The 18143-nt window shown below is 70.3% G+C and carries 15 protein-coding genes; 9 read left to right on the forward strand and 6 right to left on the reverse strand.

Translation table 11 applies throughout. The annotated features are described in order from the left end of the window. Positions 1-100 precede the first annotated feature (100 nt). Positions 101-1546 (forward strand): gamma-aminobutyraldehyde dehydrogenase, encoded by a 1446-nt coding sequence (locus tag BN1197_RS08970; protein ID WP_040158542.1) that lies wholly within the window; start codon positions 101-103, stop codon positions 1544-1546. A gap of 97 nt (positions 1547-1643) precedes the next feature. On the opposite strand, the gene BN1197_RS08975 is transcribed toward BN1197_RS08970, so the two are convergent. The 5 genes from BN1197_RS08975 to BN1197_RS08995 all read right to left on the reverse strand — a co-directional run bounded on the left by BN1197_RS08975 (position 1644) and on the right by BN1197_RS08995 (position 5271). After that, a complete protein-coding gene (locus BN1197_RS08975; RefSeq protein WP_040158545.1) occupies positions 1644-2546 on the reverse strand; it encodes an amino acid ABC transporter permease in 903 nt (300 codons plus the stop codon). Further along, positions 2543-3208 carry an amino acid ABC transporter permease gene (locus BN1197_RS08980; RefSeq protein WP_040158548.1) on the reverse strand — a complete coding sequence of 222 codons (666 nt, stop codon included), beginning with the start codon at positions 3206-3208 and terminating at the stop codon, positions 2543-2545. Before BN1197_RS08980 ends, BN1197_RS08975 begins: the two co-directional genes overlap by 4 nt. A 119-nt stretch (positions 3209-3327) precedes the next feature. Beyond that, positions 3328-4155 (reverse strand): glutamate ABC transporter substrate-binding protein, encoded by an 828-nt coding sequence (locus BN1197_RS08985; RefSeq protein ID WP_040158551.1) that lies wholly within the window; start codon positions 4153-4155, stop codon positions 3328-3330. A 64-nt stretch (positions 4156-4219) separates the two neighbouring features. Beyond that, positions 4220-4966 (reverse strand): amino acid ABC transporter ATP-binding protein, encoded by a 747-nt coding sequence (locus tag BN1197_RS08990; protein WP_040158555.1) that lies wholly within the window; start codon positions 4964-4966, stop codon positions 4220-4222. Between the two features lie 122 nt (positions 4967-5088). Next, a complete protein-coding gene (locus tag BN1197_RS08995) occupies positions 5089-5271 on the reverse strand; it encodes a hypothetical protein (protein ID WP_040158558.1) in 183 nt (60 codons plus the stop codon). Positions 5272-5357: 86 nt separating this feature from the next. Here BN1197_RS08995 and BN1197_RS09000 point away from each other — a divergent pair, with 86 nt between their 5' ends. The 5 genes from BN1197_RS09000 to BN1197_RS09020 all read left to right on the forward strand — a co-directional run bounded on the left by BN1197_RS09000 (position 5358) and on the right by BN1197_RS09020 (position 12225). Continuing rightward, positions 5358-5642 (forward strand): hypothetical protein, encoded by a 285-nt coding sequence (locus BN1197_RS09000; RefSeq protein WP_040158560.1) that lies wholly within the window; start codon positions 5358-5360, stop codon positions 5640-5642. Between the two features lie 189 nt (positions 5643-5831). Then, complete coding sequence (locus BN1197_RS09005; protein WP_040158563.1) at positions 5832-6722, forward strand: fructose bisphosphate aldolase; 891 nt, start codon at positions 5832-5834, stop codon at positions 6720-6722. A gap of 172 nt (positions 6723-6894) precedes the next feature. Further along, the gene (locus BN1197_RS09010) at positions 6895-8382 is read left to right on the forward strand and encodes a serine hydrolase domain-containing protein (protein WP_052466418.1); all 1488 of its coding nucleotides are present in this window, start codon (positions 6895-6897) and stop codon (positions 8380-8382) included. Between the two features lie 262 nt (positions 8383-8644). Beyond that, the gene (locus tag BN1197_RS09015) at positions 8645-10426 is read left to right on the forward strand and encodes an FUSC family protein (RefSeq protein WP_052466306.1); all 1782 of its coding nucleotides are present in this window, start codon (positions 8645-8647) and stop codon (positions 10424-10426) included. 233 nt (positions 10427-10659) lie between these two features. Next, positions 10660-12225, forward strand: coding sequence for a succinic semialdehyde dehydrogenase (locus BN1197_RS09020; RefSeq protein WP_040158916.1), 1566 nt, complete (start codon positions 10660-10662; stop codon positions 12223-12225). 150 nt (positions 12226-12375) lie between these two features. Here BN1197_RS09020 and BN1197_RS09025 read toward each other — a convergent pair whose 3' ends face one another. Beyond that, positions 12376-13788: a DUF2252 domain-containing protein gene (locus tag BN1197_RS09025; protein ID WP_040158566.1), complete on the reverse strand. Its 1413-nt coding sequence runs from the start codon at positions 13786-13788 to the stop codon at positions 12376-12378. 166 nt (positions 13789-13954) lie between these two features. On the opposite strand from BN1197_RS09025, the gene dxr reads away from it, so the two are divergent. The 3 genes from dxr (at position 13955) to ispG (ending at position 17987) form a co-directional block, all read left to right on the forward strand. After that, on the forward strand, positions 13955-15211 hold the full coding sequence (dxr, locus tag BN1197_RS09030; protein WP_082043751.1) for a 1-deoxy-D-xylulose-5-phosphate reductoisomerase: 1257 nt from the start codon (positions 13955-13957) through the stop codon (positions 15209-15211). A gap of 60 nt (positions 15212-15271) precedes the next feature. Further along, a complete protein-coding gene (locus tag BN1197_RS09035; RefSeq protein WP_040158568.1) occupies positions 15272-16642 on the forward strand; it encodes a M50 family metallopeptidase in 1371 nt (456 codons plus the stop codon). Positions 16643-16817: 175 nt separating this feature from the next. Then, on the forward strand, positions 16818-17987 hold the full coding sequence (ispG, locus tag BN1197_RS09040) for a flavodoxin-dependent (E)-4-hydroxy-3-methylbut-2-enyl-diphosphate synthase (protein WP_040158570.1): 1170 nt from the start codon (positions 16818-16820) through the stop codon (positions 17985-17987). The last annotated feature ends 156 nt before the right edge of the window (positions 17988-18143 follow it).

Genomic DNA, 18143 nt, shown 5'->3' on the forward strand with positions numbered 1-18143 from the left:
TGCGGGTCGAGCCTCTGTCGGCAGAACCGTCCGGTCGGTACAGTGCCGGTAACCGGTGGCCCAACCCCGGGCCGCGAGACGAAGCGACGAAGGAGTCGGCATGACGCAGGACCCGCGCCAGATCAGGAACTTCGTCGGCGGTGAGTACGTCGACGCCGAGACCGACGAGCGGCTCGAGATCCGCAGTCCCGTGACGGGTGAGGTGGTCGCGACGTCACCGGTCTCATCGAAAGCCGACGTCGACCGTGCCTACGCGGCGGCGGATTCCGCCTTCGAGGGGTGGGCCGACACCACGCCGTCGGAGCGTCAGGCCGCGCTGCTCGCGATCGCCGACGCCATCGAGGAGCACGGCGACGAACTCATCCGGCTCGAGGCCGAGAACACCGGCAAGCCGTACGCCCTGACCGCCTCGGAGGAGGTGCCGGTCATGGCCGACCAGATCCGCTTCTTCGCCGGCGCCGCCCGCGTGCTCGAGGGCCTCGCGAGCGCGGAGTACATGAAGGGCCACACCTCGTGGATCCGGCGGGAGCCGATCGGGGTCATCGGCCAGGTCACGCCCTGGAACTACCCGATGATGATGGCGGTCTGGAAGTTCGCGCCGGCACTCGCCGCGGGCAACACGGTCGTCCTCAAGCCGAGCGACACGACCCCCGAGACGACGATCCGGATGGCCGAGATCGCCTCGGAGTTCCTCCCGGCCGGCGTGTTCAACGTCATCGCCGGAGACCGCAGCACGGGTCAGGCCCTCATCGAGCATCCGACCCCGCAGATGGTCTCGATCACCGGCTCCGTGCGCGCCGGCATGCAGGTCGCCGAGACCGCCGCCAAGGACGTCAAGCGCGTCCACCTCGAACTCGGTGGCAAGGCCCCCGTCGTGGTCTTCGACGACGCCGACATCGAGGCCGCGATCGAGGGCATCGGCACCGCCGGCTACTTCAACGCGGGCCAGGACTGCACGGCCGCCACCCGGGTGCTCGTGCAGCAGGGCATCCACGACGAGTTCGTCGCCGCCCTCACCGAGTTCGCGAAGAACTCCGTGGTCGGCCTGCCCGACAACGACGACGCGCTGCTCGGCCCGGTCAACAACGCGAACCAGATCGAGCACGTCACCGGCTTCCTCGACCGCCTGCCCGACCACGCCTCACTCAGCGGCGGCGACCGCATGAGCGGAGAGTTCGCGGGCGGCTACTACCTGCGGCCCGCCGTGGTCTCGGGGCTGGCTCAGCAGGACGAGGCCGTGCAGAAGGAGATCTTCGGGCCGGTCATCACCGTGCAGAGCTTCGCCGACGAGGCCGAGGCACTGAGCCACGCGAACGGCGTGCAGTACGGCCTCGCGAGCAGCGTGTGGACCTCGAACGTCGGCCGCGCTCTGCGCCTGTCCCGCAAGCTCGACTTCGGCTGCGTGTGGATCAACACCCACATCCCGCTCGTCGCCGAGATGCCCCACGGCGGGTTCAAGCACTCCGGCTACGGCAAGGACCTGTCGATGTACGGCTTCGACGACTACACCCGCATCAAGCACGTCATGGCCAACATCGAACTCTGAGGCACGAGCCCGACGGCACGAGCCCGACCGAACCGAGACGACCGAACGCCGAGGCCCTGCGGCCTCGGCGTTCGTCGTCGTACGGGAAGGACGCGGATCAGCGGTGGGCGCCACCGGCATCGACCGCGGCCGGCACCATCGCGTCCTCGGCGCCCGGGTCGGCGGTCATCGCCCCACCGGCGACCCGACCCCGATGGGTGAGACGCCGTTCGAGCCAGTGGGCGAAGCTCGTGAGGCCGTAGTTGATCGCGATGAAGATGGCGGCGATGACGATGAGCGCCGGCACGATGTTGTAGTAGGCGCTGCCGATGCGTTCGGCCTGACGCAACAACTCGGGGTAGAGGATCTGATACCCCAGGGCGGTGTCCTTGAGGATGACGACGAGCTGACCGACGAGCGCCGGCAGCATCGCGCGCAGCGCCTGCGGAAGCTGGATCGCGCGGAGCGTCTGACCGGGCGTGAGGCCGATCGAGAGCCCGGCCTCGGCCTGCCCGCGGGGCAGGGAGTGCACACCCGAGCGCAGCAGCTCGGCGAGGATGCAGGAGTTGTAGAGCGTGAGGCCGGTGATCACTCCGGCCAGCGAGAGGTAGGCCGAGGGCACGAGACCGGAGGCGAGGTACCCCCAGAACGACAGCAGCATCATGACGAGCACCGGCACCGCGCGGAAGAACTCGACGAACGCCGTGGCCACCCACCGCACGGGGGCGATCGACGACATGCGTGCGAACGCGAGGACGAGCCCGAGGACGGCCGCGAGCGCGATCGAGATCGCCGCCGCGTAGAGCGTGTTGATGATGCCCGGCAGGATGTAGGAGCGCCACACCACACCGCCGGCGAACGGCGCCCACTTGTCGGGGGAGAGGTTGCCCTTCTCGCCGAGCTTCCACAGCACGGCGGCGCCGAGCGCGAGGGCGAGAACGAGGAGGACGCCCGCGGCGATGCGCTGCCGCATCCGGCCACGAGGACCGGGAACGTCGAAGAGAGTCGCGGTCGCGCTCATCGCTGCACCGCCAACCGGCGTCCGAAGTGGGTGGTGGCGAGGCCGATCGGCACCGTGAGGACGATGAAGCCGAGGGCGACGACGAGGAACAGCGGCAGGATGAGCCCGGGGTCGTTCTCCATCACCGTCGCGGTGAGGTAGGCGATCTCGGCGACGCCGATGACCGCGACGACCGTCGTGTTCTTCACCAACGCGATGATCGTGTTGCCGAGGGGGACGATCGCGCCGCGGAAGGCCTGCGGCAGGACGACATGACGCAGGGACTGGCCGAACGACAGGCCGATCGAACGAGCCGCCTCCGCCTGGCCCACCGGGATCGTGTTGACACCGCTGCGCAGCGCCTCGCACACGAACGCCGCGTGGTACACCGACAACGCGATGACGGCCCACCGGAACACGGTCTGCAGGATCGTGTCACCCACCCGGATCCCCAGGTTGGAGTGCGCTCCGAGCATCGTGAACACGACGATGAGCGTGAGGGGCGTGTTGCGCACGGTGTTGACGTAGAACGCGCCCAGCCCGCGCAGCAGCCCGACAGGGGAGAGGCGGAAGATCGCGAGCACGGTGCCGATGACCAGCGAGCCGAGCGTGGAGAGGACGGCGAGCTTGATCGTCATCCAGAACGCGCCGAGGACGTCGTAGTTGGTGAGGATCTCACCCATGCGGGTGCCTTTCGAGGTGTATGGCGGCGCCGAGACGGCGGGAAGCGACGGTCACGAGACCGGGCGGGCGGGTCGTCGTGACCCGCCCGCCCTGGTCACCGGCAGGGCAGCGAGCGGACTCAGCCGCAGGCAGCGGGGGTGGGCGGGTTGCCGGGGCCGGGCTTGAAGCCGGCCGGGCCCAGGTTGGCGTCGACGATCTTCTGCCACTCACCGGAGTCGATCATCTTCTTGAGGGCGTCGGTGACCTTCTGGCACATCTGCGTGTCGTCCTTCTTGAGGCCGACGCCGTACTTCTCCTCGGAGAACGGCTTGCCGACGAGTTTGAGCTTGCCCTTGTACTGCTCCTGCGCGGCGTAGCCGGCGAGGATCGTGTCGTCGGTGGTGAGCGCGTCCACCGTGCCGTTGACGAGCTCCTCGACGCACTTGGAGTAGGTGTCGTACTCCTGCAGCTGCACGTCGGGGTACTTCTCCTTGACCTTCTGCGCGGGGGTCGAGCCCTTGACCGAGCACAGCTTCTTGCCGGCGAGGGTGTCGGGGCCGGTGATCGCCTTCTCGTCGGCGCGCACGAGCAGGTCCTGGCCGGCGATGAAGTACGGGCCGGCGAAGCTGATCTCCTGCTTGCGCTTGTCGGTGATCGAGTAGGTGCCGACGATGTAGTCGAGCTGGCCGGTCTTGAGCAGGGTCTCGCGCTGCGGCGTGGGGGCCTCGCTGAACTGCGGGGTCTTGCCGAGCTCCTTGGCGATGTACTTGGCCACGTCGACGTCGAGTCCGGAGTACTCCTCGCCCTTCTTCAGGCCCATGCCGGGCTGGTCGAACTTGATGCCGACCTTGACCGTGTTGGCGTCACCGCCTCCACCTCCCGCGCCGGTGGTGCCGGCGCCGCAGGCGGACAGGGCCAGGCCGGCGGCGCTGACGAGGGCGAGGAGCCCGATTCGAGTGTGCTTCATGTGTCGTCTCCCTTGACGGTGGTGCCTGGCGGGACGGCGGATCGTCCCGCGTGATGTGCGGGACTCAGTGGGTGAGGATCTTGCCGAGGAAGTCCTTGGCTCGGCTCGACTGCGGGTCGGTGAAGAACTTCTCGGGCTCGGCCTGTTCGACGATCTGCCCGTCGGACATGAACACGACGCGGTCGGCGGCCTTACGGGCGAAGCCCATCTCGTGGGTGACGACGATCATCGTCATGCCCGACTTCGCCAGATCGGTCATCACGTCGAGGACCTCGGTGATCATCTCGGGGTCCAGGGCCGAGGTGGGCTCGTCGAAGAGCATGACCTTGGGGTCCATCGCGAGGGACCGGGCGATCGCGACGCGCTGTTGCTGACCGCCGGAGAGCTGGGCGGGGTACTTGTCGCGCTGGTGGGCGACCCCGACGCGCTCGAGCAGTTCGAGGGCGCGCTTCTCGGCGGCCTCCTTCTTCTGCCCGCGCACCTTGATCGGGCCGAGGGTGACGTTCTCGAGGATCGTCTTGTGCGCGAAGAGGTTGAAGCTCTGGAACACCATGCCTACGTCGGCGCGCAGACGGGCCAGCTCCTTGCCCTCCTCAGGCAGCGGCCTGCCGTCGATCGTGATCGAGCCCGACTCGAACGTCTCGAGCCGGTTGATCGTGCGGCAGAGCGTGGACTTGCCCGACCCCGAGGGGCCGATGACGACGAGCACCTCGCCGGAGTCGACGGTCAGGTCGATGTCCTTGAGCACATGGAGGTCGCCGAAGTGCTTGTTGACGTGGTCGAGGACGACCAGCGGGGTGCCAGAACTCATGGCGCGAACAGTAGGGCATTCTGGCCGTGTCGTGACAGCGCCGCCCTCGTCCACGGGTGGCGGGGGCGCCGAACGGTCGCCTCGTTCGCCGGGCGGTGATGCGGCGTGCGGTGGCGCTCGCCTCAGCGGCGGTCGCTGCCACCCCTGCGGGCGCGAGCCCGAGCCGCTTTCTCCTCGCGCTCGCGGCGGAGCCGCTCCAGCGGGTCGGCATCACCCAGTTGTGCCGGGCCGAACACCGTGAGCACGGCCTTGCGGATGTTCCACCAGAGGCGGTACCCCAGGCTGAGTCCCTCGTCCTTGGCCATGACGTCCTCTCTCGCGCGGTCGGTCGTCTTCGAGGCTACGCCGGACGCGCTCGCGGGTCGCGCGAACGGGCCCCAGGCATGGACCGATGCCGGTGCGTGAGATGGGCGTCTCGAAATACGGACCGATCTGCGCGGGCGGCCATCGCGGTTTCATCCTGGAGGGCGTGGGCGACGACGCCCCGACTCACCACTCGAAGTCGTCGGTGCGGAGATCCCGCGACCGACTCGTACTCCGTCCTGGCACCGGCCGGACGTCCGTGGTGCCCCCTGAACATGCACGAGGCAAGGAGCACGATATGAGCGACGAGCAGCGCGACTTCCAGCGCGCCATGCAGGAGTCGATGGATCTGCGCGACCAGGGTCGCGCCTGAGATCCTCCCGATCGATCGAGGGGCCGGTGTCCGCCAGGACACCGGCCCCTCGTCATATCCCCGGCCGTTCGGGCGCGTGGTTCGATCGGATGTCCGCGACCCCACCTCGCAACGCCCGCCGATCCTTCATAGGGTGGGCAGTGAGGCGCACGACGACGTGCGAGATCCCGCGACGGAAGGAGCAGTCTGGTGAACACCGAGATGACCGAGAAGATCCGGAACGGCGAGGGCTTCATCGCCGCGCTCGACCAGAGCGGTGGCAGCACCCCCAAGGCGCTCAAGCTGTACGGCATCGAGGAGTCCGAGTACTCCGGTGACGACGAGATGTTCGACCTCGTGCACCAGATGCGGACCCGCATCATCACGAGCCCGAGCTTCACCAGCGACGACATCATCGGCGCCATCCTCTTCGAGCAGACGATGGATCGTGACGTCGAGGGCATGCCGACGGGTGACTACCTGTGGCAGAAGAAGGGCATCGTCCCCTTCCTCAAGATCGACAAGGGTCTCGCCGACCTCGACGAGGGCGTGCAGCTCATGAAGCCGATCCCCGGCCTGGCCGAGCTGCTCAAGCGTGGCGTCGAGAAGAACATGTTCGGCACCAAGGAGCGCTCCGTCATCAAGGAGAACAACCCGGCCGGCATCAAGCGCATCGTGGAGCAGCAGTTCGAGATCGGCCGCCAGGTGCTCGACGCCGGCCTCATGCCGATCCTCGAGCCCGAGGTCGACATCCACGCCGAGGATCGCTCCGCCATCGAGCAGACCCTCAAGGACGAGATCCTCGCCCACCTCGACTCGCAGATCCCCGAGGGCGAGCAGATCATGCTCAAGCTCACCATCCCGGAGACCGACGGCGCGTACACCGAGCTCATCGAGCACCCCAAGGTCCTGCGGGTCGTCGCGCTCTCCGGCGGCTTCTCCCGCGACGACGCCAACGAGCGGCTCGCCCGCAACCCCGGCCTCATCGCGAGCTTCAGTCGCGCCCTCTCCGAGGGTCTCTCGGCCCAGCAGAGCCAGGAGGAGTTCGACGCGATGCTCAAGGACGCCGCGACGAAGATCCGCGAGGCGTCCGCGGCCTGATCACGTGTCACGCCGAACGAACGGCGCGTTCCCTCTGGGGAGCGCGCCGTTCGTCGTGTCGGCGGGTGCGCGACGGTCGAGAATCGTCGGCCCGAGCGTGCTGCGAGACCACCTGGGCGTGTCGTTCGGAAAGCGGTTCGGCGGCGACCCTCGAACGGGCACGATGAGCGACATGACTGCTCCCGGCTCGTCCCGCGACCGACTCGCCCGCGTGGTGCGGGAGTCCTCCGACGCGCTCGTGGCGTGGGTCGATCTACGACGACGGCTCCTGCGGTGTGCCGGCGTGCAGGTGTGCATCCGGGTCGGTGACGAGGTGCTCGTCTCCGCTGCGCTCGGCACCGCCGACGTCGAGCGCGGCACCGACCTCACGACCTCGCACCTGTTCCGGATCGCGTCGCACTCCAAGACGTTCACGGCCACGGCCGTGCTCCAACTGCGCGAGGCCGGAGTCCTCGGGCTCGACGACCGGCTCGGCCGGTGGGTGAGCGAGCTCGAGGATCACCCGGTGGGGGCGGTCACCGTGCGTGAACTGCTCGGTCATCAGGGCGGGATCGTGCGCGACGGCGAGGACGCCGACTTCTGGCAGCTCCTCGGGGACTTTCCCGGCGTCGACGCCCTGCTGGCCGAGGTCCGCCGCGACGGCGTCGTGCTCGAACCCAACACGCACTTCAAGTACACGAACTTCGGGTACTCCCTGCTCGGCCTCGTCATCGAGCGCGCCACGGGGCGGACGTACGCCGACGTCGTGCGCGAACGCATCCTCGACCCGCTCGGGCTGGCGCGGGTGCACCCCGACATCGACGGGGTGCCGCGGCAGGAGTGTGCGTGGGGACACTCGGGGCACTTCGGCGTCGAGCTGGAGACCTTCGTGCTCGGCAGTCCGTCCACGGGCGCGATGGCGCCGGCCACGGGCTTCGTCGCGTGCGCGGAGGACCTGTCGGCCTACGCGGCGGCACATGCGTTCGGCGACGAGCGGCTGCTCTCGGACGCGAGCAAACGGCTCATGCAACGCGACGAGACCGTGCTCACGGTCGACGGCCGTGAGCAGGGGCGGTACGGTCTCGGGCTCATCGTCGACGAGATCGGCGGGCGACGGCTCGTCGGGCACTCGGGCGGGTTTCCGGGGTTCATCACGCGCACGATGGTCGATCCGCACACGGGTCTGGTCGTCTGCGTCCTCACCAACCAGACGGGCGGACCGGCGACGGAGCTCGTCACCGGCTTGGTCAAGCTCATCGACGTCGCGCAACGGGACCCGATGCCGGAGGACGACGAGGTCGCGGCCCGGTCGCTGCCGCTCGGGGCGCCGGTCGGCCTCGCCCCGCAGGTCGCGGCCGAGCGCGGGATCGACCCGGCCTCGTTCACCGGGCGGTTCGTCTCGGCCTGGGGCTACACCGACGTCCGGATGCTCGGTGATCGCCTCGTCGCGTTCTCTCCCGATTCGCCCACCCCGGTCGACGAGTACCAGGATCTGCGGGTCGTCGACGCCGACACCCTCACCGCGCGCCCGCAGGACGGGTTCGGTGCGCCGGGGGAGTTGTGGCGGTTCACCCGCGACGACACCGGGGCCGCCACCGCGATGCGTTCCGGCGGGGTCACGCAGTGGCCGGAGGCGACCTTCTTCGCGCGGTACCGCGACGACACGCGGGCCCGTCGCTGACTCGGCAGACGGTTCCCCGCCGAGTGTCGCGCAAGAAAGACCGGTCACGCCGGGGTGTCGTCGGTGATCGATCGGGATAGCCGCTGGTCAGCGTGCTGTGGCAGCTGACCGGCGTCCGCGTGACCGGTCTTTCTTGCGCGGCAGAGTCGGGCAGGGCTCGATGAGGACGTGGTGAGGGGCTCCGAACGGGGTGGCCGCCGCCCCGACAGGGCCGGCGGGCGGCTGCTGCGCGAGCGCGACGTTCCGGGAGAGGATGTGCGCGATGGCATCGAACTCCTGGCGGCGGCACGCGCGCGCCTCACTCGCGTTCGCCCCGGCACGGGGCACCTGGGTCATCGCGACGAAGGCCGCGGCGACCATGTTCGTCATCCTCGCCGCGGCTCAGGTCGCGGGACACCTGTCGCTGGGGGTGCTCGCGAGCCTCGGGGCGTTCACGGTGCTCTACGGCCCGGCGTCGCCGGCCCGGTTACGGATCCGGCTCATGACGGCGGTCGGAACCCTGCTCGTCGCCTCCGCGGCGGCAGGCGCGCTGACATCGCGCACGCTCGTCGTCGAGGTCCTCACCCTGACGATGACGGCCGCCGTCGCGACGTTCTTCTGCCTGGCGTTGCGGATCGGGCCGCCGGGGGCGTTCTTCTTCGTCCTCGTCCACGGGGTCGGTGGTCTCGCCGCCGCGCACGGGACCCCGGCCGTGACGATCATCGGGGCCGTCGCGGGCGGTGTCGTCGTCGCGATCATCGCCGGGATGAGCGACCTCGCGTTCGACCCCAGCGGGCCGGAACGCCGCGCCGTGGAGGCGGCCGAGGCGGCGATGGACCGGTTCGAAGCCGCGACCGACCTCGAGCGGCTCGCCGACGTGCGGCAGGCGGCGTCGACCGCGTTGCACAGCGCCTGGACCGTCGTCACCGACGCCGGCTCCGCCGCGCGGTGGACGGACCGGCTGTGGGAGGTGCAGGGCCGGTACATCGCGGCGACGGCCCGGGTCACCGGCGGGCAGCTCGGGTTCGATCCGTCGCCGTGGGGTCAGCCGGCCGGTGGGGAGGGTCTGGCCGACGAGCTGACCACCCGCCCGGCCCGATCCCGCCATGAGGAGCAGCGGGTCGATGCCGAGCAGATCCGCGACACCTCGCTCGGCCGGCCGCCGGCGTGGCCGCTCGTGCGCGGCGCCGCCCGGTGGCCGTCCGAGGTGCTCCTCGTCGTCGCCCGGGTCACCACCGCCGCGCTGATCGCCGGGGCGATCGCCGGCACGCTCGGTGTGCCCCACGTGTACTGGGCCGTGGCGTTCGCGACGCTGGTCCTCCACCAAGGCGGCACACGCGACGCGCAGACCGTCCGAGGGGTGCAGCGTCTCGGCGGCACCCTCATCGGTCTGGGTGTGTTCGCGCTCCTGCAGTGGGCGGGACCGTCGGGCTGGGCGCTCGTGCTCGTCATCACCGCCCTGCAGTTCTCGATCGAGATGCTCGTCGTGCGCAACTACGGGCTGGCGGTCATCGTCATCACCCCGCTCGCGCTGACGATCGGCATGCACGCCTCCGGTCGCGCCGACCCGGTCTCCCTGCTGCTCGAGCGCGGTCTCGACACGCTCATCGGGGTCGTCGTCGCCCTCGTCGTCCTGCAGTTCGTGGGGCGCGGCACGTCGGTGACGGTGTTGCGCGCCTACGCCCGCAACGTCGTGCTCGGCGTCGACGCGGTGCTCGCCGACCTCGCCTCCGGTCGCATCGAGAACCGAGACGCCCGCGAGCACCGCCGACTGCTGTACCACGACCTGCTCGAATCCGATCGAATCGCGCGCCGGGCCGCGGCCGATGACCGCGCTCAGGTCGAGCCCTATCGCGAGATGGAACGCGGGCTCTCCGATCTCGGCTACCTCGTCCTCGGCCTCGCCTGGCACCCGGAGGCTCGCGAGCTCTCCACGCGCGCCGCCGAGGCGCGGGCGCCGCTGCGCGACATCCTCACTCACCCCGTCCGCTCCGCTCGCCCCGCCGACGAGATCCGCGCCGACATCCGCCGTGCCGAACTCGTGCTGCGGGCGGCAGGGGACTGATCCGTCCACCCGACCCCGTGGCGCCCGTCACAGAACGAGGAGGCAGATGGGATGGCAGCTCCGGTGGGGTGATCACCCCGTTCTCGCTGCCATCCCATCTGCCACGTCGGTCGAGGCACCGGGTACCCGGTCCGAGGCTGGTGTGGCGGCCACTACCCGGCGGTAGTGTGATCCCGACGCCGCCCGTGACCGGCACGGACGCCTCGTCGAGGTGCGATCAGAGGGAGGTCCTCATGGGGAGGCCGAGGAACGACCGACTCGCCGCTCTGGCCCGCAGGGTCGACATCCCTGTGTGGCAACGAGATTCGACGGCGCGACCCACCATGACCGTCCACGAGCCCTTCACCGGTGAGGTGCTCGGCGACGTTCCCGTCGGCACCGTCGACGACGTGGAGCACGCGTTCGTCCGGGCCCGCCGCGCCCAGGCCGAATGGGCGGAGACCCCGGTGCGTCGGCGGGCCGCGGTGCTGCGACGTTTCGCCGACCGCGTGCACGCCCGCCGCGAGGAGATCCTCGACGTCGTCCAGGCCGAGAGCGGCAAGAACCGCATGTCGGCACTGGACGAGGTGCTCGACGCGATGCTCACTGCGCGCTTCTACGCCGACAAGGGGCCGGGGCTGCTCGCCGACCGCCGGATCCCCGGCGCGATCCCGCTGTTCTCGTCGGCGACGGTCGTCCGGCGGCCGCGCGGAGTCGTCGGCATGATCTCGCCGTGGAACTACCCGTTCAGTCTGCCCATGGGCGACGGCCTCGCCGCGCTGTTCGCCGGCAACGCCATCGTCCACAAGCCCGCGTCGCTCACACCCTTCAGCACCCTCCTCGGCGTCGAGCTGTGGGAGGAGGCGGGCCTGCCGCACGATGTGTGGCAGGTCGTGCCCGGCAGCGGCCGTGAGGTGGGCGGGGCCGTCGTCGACCGCTGCGACTTCCTCATGTTCACCGGCTCCTCGGCCACCGGCGCACGACTCGGCGCGCAGATCGGCCGGCGACTCGTGCCGTTCTCCGCCGAGCTCGGCGGCAAGAACCCGATGGTCGTCGGTGCCGGGGCCGACCTCGAGCAGGTCGCCGACATCGCGGTGCGCGCGTGCTTCGCGAGCGCCGGCCAGCTCTGCATGTCGATCGAGCGCATCTACGTCGAGCAGGAGGTCTACGACGAGTTCTGCGACGTGTTCGCCCGCCGGGTGCAGGCCATGCGGCTCGGTGCGGGGTACGGGTGGGGGCCTGAGATGGGCTCGCTCGTCTCCGAGGACCAGATGACGGTCGTCACCGAGCACGTGGCCGACGCCGTCGCCAAGGGCGCCACCGTCCTCGCGGGTGGTCACCGCCGCCCCGACCTGGGCCCGCTCTTCCACGAGCCGACCGTGCTCGTCGACGTCCCCGCCGACGCGACCTGCCACGCGGAGGAGACCTTCGGCCCGGTCGTCTCCGTCTACCCGGTCGCGGATCTCGACGAGGCCGTCGCGCGCGCCAACGACTCCGAATACGGACTCACGGCGGCCGTGTTCTGCGCGACTCCGGAGCAGGGGTACGAGGTCGGCACCCGTATCGACGCCGGCATGGTCAACGTCGACGAGGGATACCCCGCCGCGTGGTCGAGCCTCGCAGGCCCGTCCGGTGGCACGGGGATCTCCGGTGTGGGCTACCGCCACGGCAGCGAAGGCCTGCTCAAGTACACCCAGGCCCACACCATCGCGACCCAGAGTCGCGCGTTGAACTTCGGCGGCCCCGGATCGCTCCCCCAGCGGGTGTGGGGCCCGGCTCTCGCCCGCAGCACGAACCTGCTCAAGTACCTCAAGCGGTGACGCGCGCCCACACCCCAGCGCCGAGACAGTAGTTTTCCCCGGGTCCAGACCGGGCGGTCGTGCGCGCCCCCGCACGAAAACGCCTGTCTCGGCGGTCCCGCCGCGGTGAAGACGCCTGTTCGAGCGGGCGGGGGTGTTCGGACGCCGCCTTCAGATCCCCGGTTCGGAGGGCAGACGACCGGCCTTGACGGCCTTGGTGAGTTCGGCGTGGTCGCGTTCGGTCTGATCGGCGTACGCGCGGGCCCAGGCACAGAACGCCTCGACGGCGGAGTCCTTCTTGCCGAGGTAACCGGAGATGACCGACGCGCCGGAGGTGCGAGCGTGCCCCTTGGCGAGCAGCGTGCCCACGATGCCGGCGTAGTCGACGAGCGCGCGCGGGGTCATCGCGTCGAGCGGGACTCCGCCCTTCATGTTGCGCCACTGCCGCACGTAGTACTGGTGCTCTCCCACGGTCGTCCAGCCGAGCAGCGGGTCGGAGACCGTCTGCAGCTGTTGCTGGTACTCGACGACCCGTTGCCCCTGGTGGGCGTGCCAGGCCTGCTCGCCGTGGACGAACGGCGCGAGCACCGAGCGTTGGGCCTGTTTGAGCTGCAGGAACAGCACGTCGTCGGGGCGGGAGCCCACGAGCAGCGCGATCCAGGCGCGCATGCCGACCGACCCGACCCCGACGACCTTGTGGGCGATGTCGACCAGGGTGTAGCCGCCGACGATGCGCCGCCACTGCGGGGTGAGTGTCGGCAGGTAGGCGTCGAGTCCGGCGGCGAGGGCCTCGGCCTGCTCGTCGTCGGGGTGGGTGATGAGCGGCGGGTCGTCGACGATGCGCTCGGCGTGCGACGACCCGCCGGCGATCTTGGGCAGCTTGCGGTCGGAGGTGCGTTTGCGAGCGGCCTCGGCGGCGCGCTTGATCTCCGAGCGCAGGCTCTTCTCCGAGGCGGTCTCGTGCAGCCGGTCGACGTCGAGGTGGTCGAAGGCGCGCCACAGCAGAGGCTGTTTGGAGAGGAAGCTCACCTCGTCGCGGTAGGCGGTGACGCACGCGTGGATCGCGGCCTCGCACTGTTCCTCCGAGGTGCCGTTGCCGCGGCCCAGCACCCAGATCGACGCCGTGAGCCGCCGCAGATCCCACTCCCAACTGCCGGTGTGGGCCTCGTCGAAGTCGTTGAGGTCGATGACCTGGTTGCCCTCGGGCGAGCGGTAGAACCCGATGTTGCCGACGTGGGCGTCGCCGCAGACCGTGGTCTGGACACCGGTGGCGGGCAGGTGCGCGACGTCGTGCGCCATGAGATTGGCGGTACCGCGCAGGAACCCGAACGGCGAGGCGGCCATCCGCGCCACCCGCAGACCGAAGAGCCAGGACAACCGGTCGACGTGGGAGGACCTGATGATGTCGACGACGCCCGGCCGGTCCTTCGTCGGCGTCCACTCCGCAAGGGCTGCGTGGGGCGTGGCCTCGCGGAGCGCCTTGCCGTGATTCACCCGCTCGCTGCGGTCGGTCGCCGGCACCTGGAACGAGGTGAACGCGTCCGCGAGGTGCAGCGCCGGGTCGGCGGAACGGCATTCGGGCATCGGGATCCTCCTGCGGGGTGCTGCGGCGTGTTGCGGGTGCTGTGCGGGTGCTGCGGGGGCGCTGTGGAGTGCGGTCTGGATCGGACGCTAATCGGTGCTCCGGTGTCGTCTGCGTTCGACCCGCCGCCCGGTGAGCGTTGTCGGTGGGCTCTGTCACGATGGGCGCATGCCGTCTCCTGCCGCTGCGTCTCCTGCCACCGAGGCCGATCTCGTCGACGGGTCGCCTCGGCGCCGCGATGTCGTCGTCCTGGGCTCGACCGGCTCGATCGGTACGCAGGCGCTCGACATCGTCCGGCGCAATCCCGATCGGTTCCGCGTCGTCGGGTTGTCCTCCGGCGGCAGCGATCTCGGTCTTCTCGCGCGTCAGGCCGTCGAGTTCGAGGTGCCGTTCGTCGCGGTCGCGTCGGGGGAGCGTGACGAGCTCCGGGCTGCGATCCGCGTCGCCGAGCGGCCGAGCGGACGCATGGGGGAGCCCGAGATCGCGGTCGGGCCGCAGGCGAGCACCCTCGCGGCCATGCAGCCCACCGATGTGGTCCTCAACGGCATCACCGGCTCGATCGGCCTCATGCCCACGCTCGCGGCGCTCGAGGCGGGCGCCACCCTCGCTCTGGCGAACAAGGAGTCGCTCATCGTCGGCGGCGACCTCGTCAGGGCCAAGGCGGGGCCGGGGCAGATCGTGCCGGTCGACTCCGAGCACAGCGCCCTCGCCCAGGCGTTGCGCAGCGGCACGCACACCGAGGTCGCGCGGCTCGTCGTCACCGCGAGCGGGGGCCCGTTCCGCGGGCGCAGCCGCGCCGAGCTCGCCGAGGTCACGCCCGAGCAGGCGCTCGCCCACCCCACGTGGAACATGGGCCGGGTCGTCACCACCAACTCCGCGACCCTGGTCAACAAGGGCCTGGAGGTCATCGAGGCGCATCTGCTCTTCGACGTGCCCTTCGAGCGCATCGACGTCGTCGTGCACCCGCAGTCGGTCGTGCACTCGATGGTCGAGTTCGTCGACGGCTCGACGCTCGCGCAGGCCTCGCCGCCCGACATGCGCCTGCCCATCGCGCTCGGCCTGGCGTGGCCCGACCGGGTGCCCCACGCGGCGCCGGGCTGCGACTGGTCCACGGCCGCCACCTGGGAGTTCTTCCCGCTCGACGACGAGGCGTTCCCCGCGGTGCGGCTCGCCCGGCGCGTCGGCGAGGCCGGCGGCACGTACCCGGCCGTCTACAACGCCGCCAACGAGGTGTGCGTCGATGCGTTCCACGACGGGCGCATCGGGTTCCTCGACATCGTCGACACCCTCGAGCGCGTCGTCGACGACTGGGACGCATCGCCGGAGGTGACGCCGAACAAAACGCACGCCGAGAACGTTGAGACGGTGCTCGCCGCCGACGCGTGGGCGCGTCGGCGGGCTCAGGCCGTTCTCGGGCTCGGTTGAGAGGCTCGTGACGCAGCGGCGCTCCGGCACGGAGCGCGGAACGACGAAGGGACGTGACCGGTGACGGCGGTGTGGTACCTGCTGGGGGTGCTGGCGATGGTGGTCGGCATCAGCGTCTCGATCGCGTTGCACGAGATCGGCCACCTCGTGCCCGCCAAGCGGTTCGGGGTCAAGTGCAGCCAGTACATGATCGGGTTCGGCCCCACCCTGTGGTCGACCCGCCGCGGTGAGACCGAGTACGGGTTCAAGGCCGTTCCGCTGGGTGGGTACGTGCGCATGCTCGGCATGTTCCCGCCCCGGATCCGGGGCGAGCTGGAGCCCAAGGCCCGTTCGGGGCGCTTCGCGACGATGATCGAGGACGCCCGCGCCGAGTCGCTCGCCGAGATCGAGCCGGGCGACGAGCACCGCGCGTTCTACCGGCTCAGTACCCCCAAGAAGATCGTCGTCATGCTCGGCGGACCGGTGATGAACCTGCTGCTCGCCACACTGATCTTCGCGTTCCTCGTCCCGATGAACGGCGCGGCTGCCCCCGTCGACGGCGCCGTGGTCGGATCCGTCTCGCAGTGCGTACGGCCGGTCTCGGCCGAGCCCACCGCCGGGCAGAAGCCGTGCACCGCCGCCGACACCCCGAGTCCCGCGGCCGTGGCCGGGCTGAGGCCGGGGGACGAGTTCGTCACGATCGCGGGGGAGAAGGTCACGAGCCCCGCCGACGTCGGCCGCATCGTGCGCACCCGCGCCGACCAGGCGCTGCCGGTCGTCGTCGAGCGCGACGGGCAACGGGTCGACCTCACGCTCACCCCGATCGCCAACGAGATGCCGCAGGTCGACGCGAAGGGGCGTCCGGTCACCGACGCCTCGGGTGCGGCGAAGACGGTCACCGCGGGGTTCATCGGCACGAGCACCGGATCACCGATGCGCGAGTACGACTCGCTCGCCGACGTGCCCGCGTTCGTCTGGTACGTCACCGAACGCACCGGCCGCGTCGTCCTCACCCTGCCGCAGCGGCTCGTCGACGTGTGGCAGGCCGCGTTCGGCACCGAGGAGCGTGATGCCGAGGGGCCGATGAGCGTCGTCGGGGTCGGACGGGTCGCCGGTGAGATGAGCTCCGACCAGATGGTCGACCGCACCGGCTCGCCGATCACCTTGTCGCTGGGCGAGAAGGTCGCGTCCCTGTGGACTCTCATCGCGGGTCTCAACATCGCCCTGTTCGTCTTCAACCTCATCCCACTGCTGCCGCTCGACGGCGGCCACGTCGCGGGCGCCTTGTGGGAGGCGATCAAGCGCGGCGTCGCGAGACTCGCGCACCGCCCCGACCCGGGTTACGTCGACGTCGCCAAGGCGCTGCCGCTCACCTACGCCATGTCGATCGTGCTCATCGGCATGTCGGTCCTGCTCATCTACGCCGACCTCGTCAAGCCGGTCCGACTCTGACGGCTCCCTCGCGCAGCCATCGCGCGTCGTCGATCCGACCACGCGGCGATCGCATCGTGGTCGGATCGAGTCGGAAACGACGGCTGTCTCGGCGGATGATGCCGACATCGCGGGCTCAGGTGGAGCGCAGGGTCCGTTCAGGCGGCGCGGGAGGGCGTGCTCCATACTTGGACGTATGAGCGTGAACCTCGGTATGCCTCGGGTCTCCGGCCCTGACGGCGGGGCCGTCATCGCCCCGCGTCGCCCCACTCGCAAGATCAAGGTCGGGTCGGTCTACGTCGGGGGTGACGCGCCGGTCTCGGTGCAGTCGATGACCACGACGCCGACGACCGACATCAACGCCACCCTCCAGCAGATCGCCGAGCTCACCGCCGCCGGCTGCGACATCGTGCGCGTCGCGTGCCCGAGCCAGGACGACGCCGACGCGCTCCCGGCCATCGCGGCCAAGAGCCAGATCCCGGTCATCGCCGACATCCACTTCCAGCCCAAGTACGTCTTCGCCGCGATCGAGGCCGGCTGCGCCGCGGTGCGGGTGAACCCGGGCAACATCCGCAAGTTCGACGACCAGGTCAAGGAGATCGCGCGGGCCGCCAAGGACGCCGGGGTCAGCCTGCGCATCGGCGTCAACGCCGGCTCGCTCGACAAGCGGCTGTACCAGAAGTACGGCGGCCCGACCCCCGAGGCGCTCGTCGAGTCCGCGGTGTGGGAGGCGAGCCTGTTCGAGGAGCACGACTTCCACGACTTCAAGATCTCGGTCAAGCACAACGACCCGGTCGTCATGGTGCGGGCCTACGAGATGCTCAGCGAGCGCGGTGACTGGCCGCTGCACCTCGGCGTCACCGAGGCGGGGCCCGCGTTCCAGGGCACGATCAAGTCCTCCGTCGCGTTCGGCGCGCTGCTCTCGCGCGGCATCGGCGACACGATCCGCGTCTCGCTGTCGGCCCCGCCCGTCGAGGAGGTCAAGGTCGGCAACCAGATCCTGCAGAGCCTCGGCCTCAAGCCTCGCAAGCTCGAGATCGTCTCGTGCCCGAGCTGCGGGCGCGCGCAGGTCGACGTCTACACCCTCGCCGACCGGGTCACCGCCGGTCTCGAAGGCATGACCGTGCCGCTGCGGGTCGCGGTCATGGGCTGCGTCGTCAACGGCCCCGGTGAGGCCCGCGAGGCCGACCTCGGCGTCGCCTCCGGCAACGGCAAGGGGCAGATCTTCGTCAAGGGCGAGGTCATCAAGACCGTCCCGGAGGACGCGATCGTCGAGACCCTCATCGAGGAGGCCATGCGCATCGCCGAGGAGATGGGCGAGCCGGTCGACGCCGAGGGTGGCGCTCCCACGGTCAGCGTGGGCTGAGAGAGTCTCCGCTCGCCGACGCGCCCGCACATCCGCTCGCAGACCGAGCCGCCGTCCCGTCCCCGGATCACCCTCGCTGGAGGGGATCCGGCCACGAGACGGCGGCTTCTGCGTCTGCCCATCTCTCCGATGCCGACCGCATCGGGGCCGTCGTCA

Source organism: Mobilicoccus massiliensis, assembly GCF_000826525.2.
Taxonomy (GTDB): domain Bacteria; phylum Actinomycetota; class Actinomycetes; order Actinomycetales; family Dermatophilaceae; genus Mobilicoccus; species Mobilicoccus massiliensis.

Excerpts from the sequence above, each read along its gene's own strand:
- BN1197_RS09015 (WP_052466306.1), top strand. The coding sequence starts at position 8,645 with ATGGCATCGAACTCCTGGCGGCGGCACGCGCGCGCCTCACTCGCGTTC.
- BN1197_RS08985 (WP_040158551.1), bottom strand. The coding sequence starts at position 4,155 with ATGAAGCACACTCGAATCGGGCTCCTCGCCCTCGTCAGCGCCGCCGGC.
- BN1197_RS09010 (WP_052466418.1), top strand. The coding sequence starts at position 6,895 with ATGACTGCTCCCGGCTCGTCCCGCGACCGACTCGCCCGCGTGGTGCGG.
- BN1197_RS08980 (WP_040158548.1), bottom strand. The coding sequence starts at position 3,208 with ATGGGTGAGATCCTCACCAACTACGACGTCCTCGGCGCGTTCTGGATG.
- BN1197_RS08995 (WP_040158558.1), bottom strand. The coding sequence starts at position 5,271 with ATGGCCAAGGACGAGGGACTCAGCCTGGGGTACCGCCTCTGGTGGAAC.
- BN1197_RS09020 (WP_040158916.1), top strand. The coding sequence starts at position 10,660 with ATGGGGAGGCCGAGGAACGACCGACTCGCCGCTCTGGCCCGCAGGGTC.
- BN1197_RS08990 (WP_040158555.1), bottom strand. The coding sequence starts at position 4,966 with ATGAGTTCTGGCACCCCGCTGGTCGTCCTCGACCACGTCAACAAGCAC.
- BN1197_RS09025 (WP_040158566.1), bottom strand. The coding sequence starts at position 13,788 with ATGCCCGAATGCCGTTCCGCCGACCCGGCGCTGCACCTCGCGGACGCG.
- BN1197_RS08970 (WP_040158542.1), top strand. The coding sequence starts at position 101 with ATGACGCAGGACCCGCGCCAGATCAGGAACTTCGTCGGCGGTGAGTAC.
- BN1197_RS08975 (WP_040158545.1), bottom strand. The coding sequence starts at position 2,546 with ATGAGCGCGACCGCGACTCTCTTCGACGTTCCCGGTCCTCGTGGCCGG.
- ispG (WP_040158570.1), top strand. The coding sequence starts at position 16,818 with ATGAGCGTGAACCTCGGTATGCCTCGGGTCTCCGGCCCTGACGGCGGG.
- dxr (WP_082043751.1), top strand. The coding sequence starts at position 13,955 with ATGCCGTCTCCTGCCGCTGCGTCTCCTGCCACCGAGGCCGATCTCGTC.
- BN1197_RS09000 (WP_040158560.1), top strand. The coding sequence starts at position 5,358 with ATGCCGGTGCGTGAGATGGGCGTCTCGAAATACGGACCGATCTGCGCG.